Here is a 13,370-nt window from a genome sequence, read left to right as displayed (position 1 = left end):
CGACAAGGGCAATTACTGGGGTCATAATGGTTCGCTATACAGTCGTTTTAGGCTCAGCGTGCGGCTGGGCGTTGAAGGAGTGCGGATCAGTTCCGCTCCTTCAGTTTGAATACAGACAGTTCACCGCCGTTTCCGAAAACCATCAGGTTTCCGTTGGCCGTGCGCTGTAATGGAACCCGCAGGCCATCACTGTCATAACGTTGCTGGCCGACGAGACTGCCATCTTCACTCGAAAGTACATGTAAGTAGCCTTCATAGTCGCCCACAACCAAGAAGTTTTCATAAACAGCCGGCTGGGTCAGTTGGCGCCAGGACAAGCGGTCCTGAAGCCATAGCTCTCTGCGATCTGAGCCTCGGTAGGCGACTACATCGCCGTTTGCGGAGGAAAGGAATATATTACCACCCCCAATCATCGGAGCATGCAGGCTGGAGGCCTTGCGGCTCCATATTTCCTGGCCGGTACGGATATCAATCAGAGCCAATTTTCCCTGATATCCCGAAACCATCACTGCGGAGTCGAGTACCAATGGCTGCCCCGCGATGTCTACTAGCCTTTCAAGCTCTGTGCGACCTTGGGGCTGTCCCACCTCGTATTGCCAAAGGGGCTGGCCAGCATCGGCTGACAACGCAATCAACTTGCCGTTGGAAAATGAAGCAAGCACAACATCGCCACCTACCAGTGGTGCTGCGGCTGCCCGCAAGGAAAGGGCCGGTACCACGCCATCGTACTGCCAGCGCTTCTCACCAGTCGCCGTATCAAAAGCAAGAACTCGACCGTCAGTGGTCTGGGTTACCACCAGCGCACCGTTTGACTGAGGCGCAGCCAAGGCTTCTGTGGGCAGCGCAGTACGCCACTGTTCCTTACCGTCTTCGCTCGAAAGTGCAACCAGATCAGCCTCACGGGTAACCAGATAGAGCTGGCTCCGATCTCCACCAACGCCGGCAAAGATCCGGTCTTCCAGGCTCCGCTTCCAGCGCAGCTCTCCAGTCTCGGCATTCACAGACACCAGCTCACCATCAGCAGACGCCGCGTACACGGTATCGCCGGCGTTCAATGGTGCCAGGTATAAAAAGTCGTCATCGTGCCCATCTCCGACAGACAAACTCCAGACTGTTTGGAACTGTACGGTGCTGTCCACTTCCGGAACCGGTGCCGGCTGCTCAAAAGTATCGGTAGTACTGCATCCGGACACACCCAGTGCGGCCACCAAGACCGAGAAAATACCAGCCTGAACCAGCCTGTTGCCAGTCAATCGCATCAAGCCTCCTCTCCAACACCAAGGTCAGACAGTTTCAGTTCCAGAATACCGCTACGGCCTTGCTGGTTCTGCTCACGAGCAGCCAAATAGGCATCACGGGCACCTGTCTCGTCGCCTTGGGCTAACAGGATATCGCCACGCAACTCCGAGAAGATTGCCGCAAACGCATCTGCGCTATCCACACTTCCTGCGCTGTCGATTGTCGCAAGTGCTTCGTCATAACGCTCAGCAGAGAACTGGGCGCGAGCAAGGCGATTACGTACCACAAGGGCCAGGGCTTTGTGCCCGTCGGCTTTTTCCAGCGCCCACTGAAGTGAATCAACGGCCGCTTCTGCATCGTTATCTTCAACTAACTGTTGGCGGGCAAGAACCAAGTTGCCGTATATCGCATAGGCGCTGTCGGTGTAATCATCGCGCAAGGTTTTGGCTACAAAGGCCACGGTCTCACCAGCGGTTTCATCCGCTTCGTTGCCTGAGGCTCCCAACAAAGTAGCGAACTGGTTAGCGGCTTCAGCTCGCTGCTGGTGCTGGTAGTTTTGCCAAGCTTGCCAGCCAAATACAATCGCTAGGGCGGCACCGATACCAATAAGCAGAGAACTGCCATTGCGCTTCCACCAGTCCTTAATCGCCTGTACCTGTTCTTCGTCGGTGTTCAGTTCCGCCATGTTGACTCCAATAATGTATTTTTAATTTTGTATTCGTGCGAATCAGTTCGCTAAGGCTTTCGCAAGCGTCGCGGCCAGATCACTCTGGGCCACACTGCTTTGATCTTCATCTGAACGCAGCGGCTTAAGGCTTGCCGTTGCATTCTCCAACTCATTATCGCCCAAGATCACAGCGTAACGGGCACCACTTCTATCGGCCTTTTTCATTTGGCTCTTGAAGCTGCCGCCGCCGCAATGGTTAACAATCACTCGGCCTGGAAGTTGGTTGCGCAAGGTCTCAGAAAGAGCCAGAGCTGGAGCAACAGCTGACTCACCCATAGCTGTTACATAGACATCCGCGTTGCTATTGGCCTCCTCGGGCACCAACCCTAGAGTATCCAACAGCAGAATTAGGCGCTCTAGCCCCATGGCAAAACCGACAGCCGTGGTTGGCCTACCGCCAAGTTGCTCTACCAAGCCATCGTATCGACCGCCTGCACAGATTGTTCCTTGGGCGCCGAGGCTGTCGGTGACCCACTCGAAAACCGTTTTACCATAATAATCGAGCCCACGGACAAGAGCCGGGTTAACCGTGTAGGCAATACCAGCCGCATCCAGCAGTTCTTTAAGGCGGGCAAAGTGCTCCCGTGATTCCTCATCAAGGTAATTTTCCAGGCGCGGTGCATCAACAAGTAGCTTGCGCGTCTCTGGATTTTTGCTATCCAGAATACGAAGCGGGTTTGTCTCAAGGCGTCGCTGGCTGTCGTCATCAAGCTGGGTTTTGTACTGCCCCAGATAGTCTACCAAAGCGCCGCGGAACTCTTTGCGTGCGGCCGATGAGCCGATAGAGTTAATTTCGAGGCGTGCATGAGTAGCCAAGCCTAGTTCTTGCCAAAGCCTAGCCGTTAGTATCAGCAGCTCCGCATCAATATCCGGGCCCTGAATACCAAAGCACTCGACACCAATCTGGTGGAACTGGCGATAACGCCCTTTTTGCGGACGTTCATGCCGAAACATAGGCCCGGTGTACCACAGCCGACGGGTCTGATTGAACAGCAGTCCGTGCTCTTCTGCGGCACGTACGCACCCAGCGGTACCTTCTGGCCGGAGAGTCAGGCTGTCACCATTGCGATCCGCAAAGGTGTACATTTCCTTTTCAACGATGTCCGTCACTTCACCGATGGAGCGTTTAAACAGATCTGTCTGCTCCACCACCGGCATACGGATTTCCTGATAGCCGTATTGCCGCAACACTTTGCGAGCGGTGGATTCAACAAACTGCCAGGTCGGTGTCTGCTCGGGCAGGATATCGTTCATCCCGCGTATTGCCTGAATCTTAGCCAATGTAAGCCCTTAATTTTCTCTGAATAGTCGTGCCAGACCGAGTTAGCCGATCACTTGTCTGAACGCGCAATAATGGCATCTTCGCGTTCTTTACGGCGTTTGACCTCTTCCCGGACGAGCCGTTCCAAGTCATCGGTAAGGGTGGCATTATCAAGTTTCTGGTTTGGCTTTCCGTCCCTGTAGAACAGGTTTTTTGGGCTGCCACCCGTCAGCCCGATATCCGCCACTTTGGCTTCACCGGGACCGTTTACAATACAACCGATAATGGCGACGTCTAAGGCCTCATTCACATCTTCAAGCCGCACTTCCAGATCATTCATGGTCTGAATGACATCAAAATTTTGGCGCGAACAGCTTGGGCAGGCAATGAAGTTAATGCCCCGGCTGCGCAACCTTAGGCTTTTGAGAATATCGAAACCTACTTTAATTTCCTGAACCGGATCTGCCGCCAGGGAAACGCGGACAGTATCGCCAATGCCGTCCATTAACAGCATCCCAAGCCCGATAGATGACTTTACGGTGCCGGAGCGGAGCCCGCCGGCTTCGGTAATACCAAGGTGCAGAGGCTGATCAATCTGAGAGGCGATTTTGCGATACGCATCAACTGTCATGAAGACTTCTGAAGCTTTCAGGCTGACTTTGAAATTTTGGAAATCGTGCCGATCCAGAATGTCGATATGGCGCATAGCCGACTCAACCAGTGCGTCAGCTGTCGGCTCTCCATATTTGCGCTGAAGTTCTTTCTCCAATGAACCGGCATTTACGCCGATACGCATAGGAATATTGCGATCACGGCATGCGCTAATCACCGCACTTACACGGTCTTCACGCCCAATATTGCCTGGGTTGATTCGCAAGCAATCGACACCTAACTCGGCTACGCGCAACGCGATCTTGTGGTCGAAATGGATATCTGCAACTAGAGGCAGTGACACCCGCTCGCGTATTTTTCCGAAAGCATCGGCTGCATCCATATCCGGCACTGACACCCTGACTATATCGGCACCGGCTTCTTGCAGGGCAGTGATCTGACCTACTGTGGCATCTACATCGCAGGTGTTGGTGTTGGTCATACTCTGCACCGCGATGGGTGCGCCTCCGCCAACGGGTACGTCCCCGACCATAATCTGGCGGGATTTGCGTCTTTTGATCGGGGATTCCTGTTTCATTTGCTTATGACCGAAATAGATAAATGCAAAAAAGTGTTCAGATAGTCAGTGTGAACTCAGATCGATTGTTCACCACCGGAAAGTCGCCCATGTCAACGGCCTCGCCCTGGAAGCGGATTGCCTTGACGGTATTTACGGCGCCAATAACCACTTTCAAGGGTGCTTCACCTGATATCTCGAGCCGCTCACCCGCCCTCTTCATTGAGCTTGCCAGGCGGTTTCCGGTCGCATCCCGAACCTGTACCCAGCAATCGCCGGCAAACACTATTTCCAGCTTGCCAGACACCGAAGCGGACTCTTCACTCACCGGTGACTGAGCCAGAGCAGGCTCAGTAATTTGGGCAACAACTGGCACCTGGTCTACTACTTCATTTTCCCTAACCTGCTCCGACGGAAGCTCAGCCGATGCTGGAACTTCAGCAGACGCTATGTCGGCAACATCGGCTTCAAGTTCATTGTTTGGGGCTGCCTGCACCTCTGCATTTTCGGGCAACGTCTCTTCAACGGTCTGCTGGTCAGTTTCTGCAGTCGTAGACTGCTCAACGCCAGCCTCCCCTAAACCGAGCTTCGGCATAACAAACATAACAACAAAAACAGCAACAAGAGCGATCGTAGCAACCAGAAGAAGCAGCTTGCCAATCCGGCGCTTTTTGCGCCTACGGCGCTCAATATCAACTAAGGGATTGGCTTCCAACTCACGTTCTTTTTGCAGTCGCCCTGGTTCGAGCTCGATATTCAGATCCGCAATAATCGCATCACCATCGACGCCAACCTGCTTCGCGTAGGCCCGGACGTAGCCCTTAACAAAGAGCTCGCTGTCGATCTGCCCGTAATCCCCGTTCTCTATGGCCAGGATAATACCGCTTCTCAAATGCTGCGCATCAGCAACCTGGGAAACACTCAACCCGTGCTTTTCCCTTGCTTGCTTCAGTTGCTGGCCAACGGTTTTATTCGTCACGGTTTGTTGGTTTTCATCACTTGTCATTAGAAATCAGCGCCTTGTATTGTTGGTACTCTACTGACTCCGGAAAATTGTTCTTCAACTGCAATACCAAGCTGGCTTCCTGGTTTTGATTTCCAAAGTATCGCGCAATACGAATGCCGGTGAACAGACTCTCGGGAGAGTGTCGCAGGCGTTCATTCCTCGCCATGATCTGCGTTAGCCGATCGTAATGGCGCGCAGCGCCAGCAATATCACCAGAATCCACCATAACCCGGGAAAGTGAAAGCAACGAGCGAGCGTCGCCGCGAGTCAATTCAGACGCACGACGGTAAGAGACAGCGGCTTCTTCCTGAAGCCCCAGACGTTCCTGTGTCATACCAAGATTGTAGAAAACGGACCCACGATCTTTATAATCGGTATCCTTGGAAGCTGCGCGAAACTGGTCGCGAGATTCTTCCATCCGCCCGTGGGAGTAAAGAAATGCACCGTAATACACCTTGGCACGGGTGTAACTGGAATCACTGGAAATTGCCTGCCTAAAGCTCTTTTCTGCAAGCTCCGCATCACCATCACTGTTGTAGATCAACCCGAATGCCGCAAGAGCCGGAGAGCTATCTGGCTCAAGCTCAAGTGCCCGATCCAGATGATGCCGTGCCCGCTCAGTATTGCCTTGGCCTATATAGGCCGTGGCCAGCTGAACGTAATTATCGACCGCTTTTTGCCGGTCAGCTTCACGGGAAAACCGGCTGTCTGTGGTGGTGACACACCCGGTAACAAGGAAAGCAACCAGCAAGGTTGCTACCGCAGCAACACGTCTATTTACCGATTTCATAGCCACAGATTGCATTCCTCGCGGGTTAAGCACTGCAAGCGTCCGCTTAGGGATTCACCTGCTGAACATTAATGTATCGCTGACTTCTACGGGTGCGGTCCTCTACCTGGCCAACCAGTTGGCCACAAGCAGCATCAATATCATCGCCACGGGGTGTTCTGATTGTCGCGATGTAACCAGCTTCGTTCAGCACAGCTTGAAAACGCCGGGTAGCGTTGGTGCTAGGCCGACGAAAATCACTTTCGGGGAACGGATTAAAGGGAATAAGATTGATCTTACATGGAAGATCCCGAAGCAGCTCAGCAAGCTCACGGGCATGCTCCGGTTTGTCGTTCATACCCTCAATAACCGTGTACTCAATCGTCGCTTTGCGCTTTTCAGGCAAGCGGCTGAAATAGCGTTTTGTTGCCGCCAGAAGCTCCGCAATCGGGTACTTCTTATTGAGCGGAACCAGCTTATTTCTCAACTCATCATTGGGGGCATGCAACGAAATGGCCAGTGAAACATCGGTAACTTCGGCAAGCTTATCAATGGCCGGCACAACGCCGGAAGTACTCAGCGTAACCCGGCGTTTCGATATGCCATATGCGAGGTCTTCCATCATCAGATTCATCGCATCCACAACATTGTCAAAGTTCATCAGAGGCTCTCCCATCCCCATCATGACAACGTTGGTGATTGGCCGATCAGGACCTGGCTCAAACGGCATAAACGCCTTGCGCGCAACCCATACCTGCCCAATAATTTCTGCAGCCGTCAGATTGCGGTTAAAGCCACGCTTGCCCGTCGAACAGAAGGTACAGTCAAGGGTACAACCGATTTGCGAGGAAACACACAACGTGCCCCGCTCGCCGTCTGGGATCAGTACAGTTTCAACACTGTTGCCGTTATCCATACGCATAACCCACTTACGGGTGCCGTCTTTTGACGTTTCGTCATAGACAACTTCGGGGCCACGAACCACAGCCACCTGCTTGAGCTTCTCCCTTAGGGATTTGCTCACATTAGTCATTTGATCGAAGTCATCCACGCCGCGTTGATGCATCCACTGCAGCAACTGAGTAGCGCGAAAACGCTTCTCTCCTAAGGTTTCAAAGTACGCCTCAAGTTTTTCTCTCGGCATCCCCAGAAGATTGGTTTTTTCAGCGGCCGCTGTCATTTTATAACCTCGATCAGATAACCAATGCGGGGGCTGCCGACGGCAACCCCCGACCAACGAAATCAGCCCCGTGGGCAGATTTCGTTGTCATTGAAAAAATAGGCAATTTCACGCTCCGCAGACTCTGCAGAATCAGAACCGTGAGCTGCGTTAGCATCGATTGATGTAGCGAAATCGGCGCGAATTGTTCCAGCTTCAGCTTCCTTCGGGTTGGTAGCACCCATCAGGTCACGATTTTTCAGGATAGCGCCTTCGCCTTCCAGAACCTGAACAACCACTGGGCCGGATGTCATAAATGCAACCAGATCGTTGAAGAACGGACGCTCTTTGTGCTCGGCGTAAAAGCCTTCCGCCTGTTCTTGGGTCAAGTGCATCATGCGTGAAGCAACGATGTTCAAGCCAGCCTTCTCAAAACGGCTATAGATTTCACCGATGACATTCTTTGCAACTGCATCGGGCTTGATAATGGAAAGCGTACGTTCGTTAGCCATAGTATTTCTCCGGTAGGGGTTGGGGTAAATAAATACGGGTAAATTTCAGGCCTGACATTATACGCAGTCAAAGGCCCACTGCCTACCGCACTGCACGAAGGCGAGTAACAACATCAACAATTTGCGCGCTGGCAAAGGCAATTTCTTCAACGGTTGTGTAGCGCCCGATTGAAAAACGCAGTGCCCGATTAGCCAACTCCTCACTCAACCCGATCCCACGGAGCACATACGACGGCTCAACAGCCGCAGAAGCACAGGCAGACCCTGAGGAAACAGCCAGGTCTCTGAGACCCAACATTAGAGATTCCGCATCCACACCTTCAACCGAAAGATTGACAATTCCCGGCACACGGCATGCTTCTGAGCCATTAAGAGTTATCCCCGGCAACTCACTCAAACCGCCCAAAAAAGATGCGCGCAACCCCTCCACTTGCTCGGCCTCGTTTTCAAGAGAAGCTTCTGCAATTGCAAACGCCTTACCCATGCCGACAATTTGGTGGGTTGGCAGGGTTCCGGATCGCATACCACGCTCATGACCGCCGCCATGAATCTGCGCCTCTATACGCACATCCGGAGAGCGCCGCACGTAAAGCGCCCCAACACCCTTGGGGCCGTATACTTTATGGCCCGAGAGAGACATTAAGTCGACAGGCATGACAGTCACATCAATGGGGAGCTTGCCAGCAGCCTGGGCGGCGTCCACATGAAACAAAATACCGCGACTGCGCAGCTCCGCGCCAATGGTAACGGTATCGGTCACGCAACCCAGCTCATTATTTACAAGCATCAAACTAACCAGAACGGTTTCCGGCCTAAGCGCGTCAAATACCTGCTCCGGTTGTATACGGCCGTCGCTGCCCGGCTCCAACCACGTAACGTCAGCACCCTGCTTCTCTAGCCACTTGCAGGTATCAACAACGGCCTTATGCTCAATTGTTGATGTAATTAGATGTGCATTGTCACGATCGGCTACCGCACCCTTAATAGCCAAGTTGTCGGATTCTGTTGCACCGGATGTCCAGACAATTTCGCGGGGATCAGCATGAATCAGACTTGCCACTTGGCTTCGAGCCAACTCCACAGCAGCTTCCGCTTGCCAGCCAAACCCGTGAGAGCGAGAGGCAGGATTGCCAAAAACGCCATCCGGAGTCAGGTATTTAATCATTTCATCAGCGACAGCTGGGTCAACGGGTGTCGTTGCCGCGTAATCGAGGTATACAGGCTTTTTCATAAAATACAGAGACTTGATTCAGGCGGGCGCCTGATCAATCAGACGCTCGGTATTAATCGTGTCAGAACCGCCTTCAGACTGACGTCGGTTCTGTCGGTCCGCAACCTGGCGGATTTCGTGTCTTTCCATCAAATCTCCGAGACTGATCCCGCTGAGAAATTGATGAATCTGATCACTCAGATCAGACCACAAATGATGAGTCAGGCATTTCTCACCGTTTTGGCAATCACCTTTATTACCGCACCGGGTCGTATCGAGGGATTCGCTAACCGCATCGACAACATCCGCGATATAAATATCGGCCGCACCACGGCTCAGATGGTATCCGCCGCCCGGCCCACGGATACTAGCCACCAATTCCCGGCGGCGAAGACGTGAGAAAAGCTGCTCCAGATAGGAAAGTGATATCTCCTGACGGGCTGAAATATCCGCAAGGGTCACCGGCCCCTGCCCCCCGTGGAGAGCAAGATCCAGCATCGCCGTAACGGCGTAGCGGCCTTTGGTAGTCAACTTCATGGCATCAGCCCCATGATGGGATTGAATCTCGGTATAAGAAGCCGAGTATGAATTGACCAAGTAATTCAGTCAAGTATTCAGCCGCGATCCTCGCTTTCGTCACGCACGCAATCAAAGTCGTTTTCATCCAGAACCGGCAAATCGCCGTTCTGATAGTCACTGTTAACCTTTCGAAGCGCCTGACACATGTTCTCCAGGCGCTCATCCACTGCATGCATATGATCAAGCAATGCCCGCACAGACCGGGCAACTGGGTCTGGCATTTCCTCAGTCACACCGTAGGCGTCAAAGCCCATACGCTCTTCCATTAGCTTGCGGCGTGCATCATCTTCCGTTTTTTGCCTGACAATAATCCGGCCTGGAATACCCACCACAGTGGCGCCAGCAGGAACGGCCTTGGTAACCACGGAGTTGGAACCAATTTTGGCACCCTCTCCCACCTCAAAAGGCCCTAGTATCTTTGCGCCCGCACCCACCACAACGCCGTCGCCAATAGTAGGGTGACGCTTGCCCTTGTTCCAGCTTGTCCCACCAAGGGTAACACCTTGATATAAGGTAACGTCGTCACCTATAACCGTGGTTTCGCCAATAACCACACCCATACCGTGATCAATAAAAAAGCGCCGACCAATGGTGGCTCCCGGATGTATTTCTATACCGGTAAACCACCGCGCCAGCGTGGAGATAGTCCGCGCCAGCCATTTGAGCCCAGCATTCCACAACCAGTGGGAAAACCGATGAATAAGCAGAGCATGGAGTCCTGGGTAGTTGGTCAGAACCTCAAAGGTGTTCCTGGCAGCAGGGTCCCGATGAAAAACGCTGTCGATATCTTCACGCAAATGCCTAAACATGGCCTTCTTCCCGTTCTGTTTCAGTACCGTCTTGCGCTGGCTTGGTATTTCCCCGTGTCCCTGCAGCCTTCTGCACGGCACTCAAAACCCCCCGCAAGATATTGATTTCCATTTGATCTAGCTTTGCCCGCTGAAACAGCCGACGCAAACGAGACATCAACTGCCTTGGATTGTCTCGGCGGTGGAAATCCACATCATGCAATGTTTGTTCAAGGTGGCCAAAAAAGCCTTCAACATCTCCCACTTTGGCGGGAGGCACATCCCAGCCTGCATCGCCAGGGGCAGTCATGGGGATCAAATTGGGACTACCCTCTCCACCTTCAAGGTTGCGCAGATACAGCATGCGCAATTCATAGCACATAATCTGGACAGCCATCGCCAAATTCAGTGAGCTGTAATCAGGGTTAGACGGAATATGAATATGGTAGTGACAACGATGAAGTTCATCATTGCTCAGCCCGTGATTCTCCCGCCCGAAAACCAAGGCTACCGGCCCAGCCTGGCTATTTTCAGCAGCAATTTCGGCCGCCTCTGGCGGCGGCACAACTGGCCAGGGTATTTTGCGCCCCCGGGCACTGGTACCCAGAACCATCACACAATCTTCCAATGCTTCATCCAGTGTTTGCACTACCTGAGCTCGATCGAGTATATCGGAGGCCCCCGCAGCGCGAGCGTATGATGCTTCATCAGGAAAAGAGTTCGGATTAACCAGCCATAGGTTAGCGAGCTTCATGTTTTTCATGGCCCGAGCAACGGCTCCGATATTCCCTGAATGGGAGGTCTCAACAAGGACGATCCGGATCTTATCCTGAAACGCGTCCGGCCCTTCCAGTGGCGGAGATGGTTTATGCATTGGCGGCTGGCCCAAGGTTATAAATTTAAGGGCGGCTATGATATCAGAAAGCAGCCACTTTCTGCGCCCCCGAAAAACCCCTGACATCGTGTTATCCGTGCTTTTCCTGAGTCAAAAAACATACAAGAGGGTTGATCTTTGCTATCATACCCGGCCTTCACACACCCGGATAACGATCACTCAGATGCAACCAGCTATTAAAATGGCCCTGCGCGTCGCGCGTCAGGGGTCGGATTACCTGAAAGCCCACTTCGAGCGCCAGGAGCCTACCGGAAAGGACGACGACGAACGTCGCCTCCAGTTGGACCGGGTCGAGCAATCCATTTACGACAACTTTGCCGAGCAACTCGAAAAAGCCTACAAAGATCACAGCATCGCGCCGCTTAACGAGGCAGACGCCGGAACCAGTGAAAAAAGCTGGCACATTTTCCCGGTTATGGGTCGCGAAAACTTCCTTAGAGGCATCCCTGAGTTCGCACTGGCTCTCGCGCAAAAGAAGAACAACCGCACGGAAAACCTTCTTCTGGTCAACCCGGTTACCGGCGAAGAATACTCAGCCAGCCGTGGCCGCGGGGCCGCATTGAACAGCCGCAGAGTAAGAGCGTCTGACATTAAACACGCCGAAAAAGCCGCGTTTGCAACTAACCTGCTTGATCAAGCACGTAAAAGCGACAACCCGCTTCTTTGGGGTGAAATGGCTGCGGTACTGGCCCAGAATTCCTCCATGTTCCGCACATCCGGCTGCGTTGTGCTTGATATTGCAAGGGTATCTGCAGGCCTTATGGATGCTGCGGTTATATTCCGCCCAGAAGCGGCGGATCTGGATCTTGGTGTAACCTTGGCGATGGAGTCTGGCGCTCTCACGGCCGACTTCTCAGGCAACCCGTCAACGGACAAAGCCCGCCAGTTGGTGGTCGCCAATCCAAAACTGTTCCGGGAAGTTCTGAAAATTCTGCACCCGTTCCGTGGTCGTATACCTGGCTAAAGCCAAACTTCGGACACAAAAAAACCGCCAACTGCAAAGTGGCGGTTTTTTTGTGTCCGGGGATTAACCCCGGAACACCCCGAAATAGGGCTACATACGGTTGAGCCATTCCGGTGGAGCCTCTTCCTCTTCTTCAGAATCGGCAGCACCTTCTTTCGCCGGAACCATAAGATCCTCGCGGGAAACACCCATCGCCATCAAGAGATTCGCGGACACATAGATGGAGGAGTAAGTACCCACCACCACACCGATAATCAATGCCAACGCAAAATTGTTAATGGCTTCGCCGCCCAAGAAATACAGAGCCAACAAAACCACCAACGTGGTACCCGAAGTGTTTATGGTACGAGCAATAGTTTGATGGATAGACTCATTGATAATATCCCAAGATTCACCCACACGCATTTTGCGGAAATTTTCACGGATTCGATCCGCCACAACAATGGTGTCGTTCAGCGAATAGCCGATAATCGCCAGCAAAGCCGCAAGTACCGTAAGATCAAAGGTCCACTGAAACAGTGCGAAAATCCCCAGAACAATAATAACGTCGTGAGCCAGAGGCACCACCGACGCAATACCAAACTTGAACTGGAATCGCATACCCACATAGATGAGTACAACCGCAAGTGCGATGAGAAGCCCGAGACCACTGTCCTCTTTTAGCTCGTCACCAACTTGCGACCCCACAAACTCCGAACTTATCAGCTTTAGATCGTCGCCATTTTTAGTTAAGACACTGACAATTTCTTGCGCCAACTGATCATTGCCGGCTTCCGATAAGCGCACAAGTACAATCGTATCAGCGCCAAAGTTCTGCACGACAAACTGTTCGTACCCGGCCTCTGTGAGGGTGGAGCGCACCAGGTCCAGCTGCGGCGCCTGTGCATATTCCAGCTCTACAGAGGTACCGCCGGTAAAATCCATGCCAAAGTTAAGGCCACGAATGCCCAGAAGTGCGATAGACGCCACTACCAGAAGGATGGAAATTACGGAAGCAATCTTCCGAAACCCCATAAAATCAAACGGTTGTTTCTGATCATCAGACATTGGCGAGCTTTCCTCCGATCGACAATTTCTCGACCCTGCGGCCGCC

At 52.8% G+C, this 13,370-nt stretch carries 14 protein-coding genes; 1 reads left to right on the top strand and 13 read right to left on the bottom strand.

Annotation, left to right across the window (positions count from 1 at the left end; translation table 11 throughout):
- Positions 1–86: 86 nt before the first annotated feature.
- From bamB to trmJ, 12 genes are all read right to left on the bottom strand, one after another.
- Positions 87–1,259 carry an outer membrane protein assembly factor BamB gene (gene bamB, locus ACTH3S_RS15395; RefSeq protein ID WP_441809890.1) on the bottom strand — a complete coding sequence of 391 codons (1,173 nt, stop codon included), beginning with the start codon at positions 1,257–1,259 and terminating at the stop codon, positions 87–89.
- On the bottom strand, positions 1,259–1,924 hold the full coding sequence (locus tag ACTH3S_RS15390; RefSeq protein ID WP_441809889.1) for a YfgM family protein: 666 nt from the start codon (positions 1,922–1,924) through the stop codon (positions 1,259–1,261). The genes bamB and ACTH3S_RS15390 overlap by 1 nt, the downstream gene beginning before the upstream one ends.
- A gap of 42 nt (positions 1,925–1,966) precedes the next feature.
- Positions 1,967–3,247 (bottom strand): histidine--tRNA ligase, encoded by a 1,281-nt coding sequence (gene hisS / locus ACTH3S_RS15385; RefSeq protein ID WP_441809888.1) that lies wholly within the window; start codon positions 3,245–3,247, stop codon positions 1,967–1,969.
- A gap of 50 nt (positions 3,248–3,297) precedes the next feature.
- Entirely contained in the window at positions 3,298–4,416 is a 1,119-nt protein-coding gene (gene ispG / locus ACTH3S_RS15380; RefSeq protein WP_441809887.1) for a flavodoxin-dependent (E)-4-hydroxy-3-methylbut-2-enyl-diphosphate synthase, read from the bottom strand.
- A 37-nt stretch (positions 4,417–4,453) separates the two neighbouring features.
- On the bottom strand, positions 4,454–5,401 hold the full coding sequence (locus tag ACTH3S_RS15375) for a RodZ domain-containing protein (protein WP_441809886.1): 948 nt from the start codon (positions 5,399–5,401) through the stop codon (positions 4,454–4,456).
- Complete coding sequence (gene pilW, locus ACTH3S_RS15370) at positions 5,391–6,191, bottom strand: type IV pilus biogenesis/stability protein PilW (RefSeq protein WP_441809885.1); 801 nt, start codon at positions 6,189–6,191, stop codon at positions 5,391–5,393. Before pilW ends, ACTH3S_RS15375 begins: the two co-directional genes overlap by 11 nt.
- 46 nt (positions 6,192–6,237) lie before the next feature.
- Positions 6,238–7,350 (bottom strand): 23S rRNA (adenine(2503)-C(2))-methyltransferase RlmN, encoded by a 1,113-nt coding sequence (gene rlmN / locus ACTH3S_RS15365; RefSeq protein ID WP_441809884.1) that lies wholly within the window; start codon positions 7,348–7,350, stop codon positions 6,238–6,240.
- Positions 7,351–7,412: 62 nt separating this feature from the next.
- A complete protein-coding gene (gene ndk / locus ACTH3S_RS15360; RefSeq protein WP_292275942.1) occupies positions 7,413–7,841 on the bottom strand; it encodes a nucleoside-diphosphate kinase in 429 nt (142 codons plus the stop codon).
- 82 nt (positions 7,842–7,923) lie between these two features.
- Positions 7,924–9,072, bottom strand: coding sequence for an IscS subfamily cysteine desulfurase (locus ACTH3S_RS15355; protein ID WP_441809883.1), 1,149 nt, complete (start codon positions 9,070–9,072; stop codon positions 7,924–7,926).
- Between the two features lie 18 nt (positions 9,073–9,090).
- Positions 9,091–9,588, bottom strand: coding sequence for a Fe-S cluster assembly transcriptional regulator IscR (gene iscR / locus ACTH3S_RS15350; protein ID WP_441809882.1), 498 nt, complete (start codon positions 9,586–9,588; stop codon positions 9,091–9,093).
- Positions 9,589–9,665: 77 nt separating this feature from the next.
- Positions 9,666–10,439 carry a serine O-acetyltransferase gene (gene cysE, locus ACTH3S_RS15345; RefSeq protein ID WP_441809881.1) on the bottom strand — a complete coding sequence of 258 codons (774 nt, stop codon included), beginning with the start codon at positions 10,437–10,439 and terminating at the stop codon, positions 9,666–9,668.
- Positions 10,432–11,292, bottom strand: a complete 861-nt coding sequence (trmJ, locus tag ACTH3S_RS15340) for a tRNA (cytosine(32)/uridine(32)-2'-O)-methyltransferase TrmJ (protein ID WP_441809880.1) — start codon at positions 11,290–11,292, stop codon at positions 10,432–10,434. The genes cysE and trmJ overlap by 8 nt, the downstream gene beginning before the upstream one ends.
- Before the next feature lie 184 nt (positions 11,293–11,476).
- Here trmJ and ACTH3S_RS15335 point away from each other — a divergent pair, with 184 nt between their 5' ends.
- Positions 11,477–12,277 carry an inositol monophosphatase family protein gene (locus tag ACTH3S_RS15335; protein ID WP_441809879.1) on the top strand — a complete coding sequence of 267 codons (801 nt, stop codon included), beginning with the start codon at positions 11,477–11,479 and terminating at the stop codon, positions 12,275–12,277.
- A gap of 90 nt (positions 12,278–12,367) precedes the next feature.
- On the opposite strand, the gene secF is transcribed toward ACTH3S_RS15335, so the two are convergent.
- Entirely contained in the window at positions 12,368–13,324 is a 957-nt protein-coding gene (secF, locus tag ACTH3S_RS15330) for a protein translocase subunit SecF (protein WP_441809878.1), read from the bottom strand.
- Between the last annotated feature and the right edge of the window lie 46 nt (positions 13,325–13,370).

Origin of the sequence: Marinobacter sp. (assembly GCF_052094685.1) — a bacterium.
Lineage (GTDB): Bacteria > Pseudomonadota > Gammaproteobacteria > Pseudomonadales > Oleiphilaceae > Marinobacter.
The sequence above is the reverse complement of the archived record's forward strand: the minus strand, read 5'-3'. Positions and strand labels throughout refer to the sequence as shown.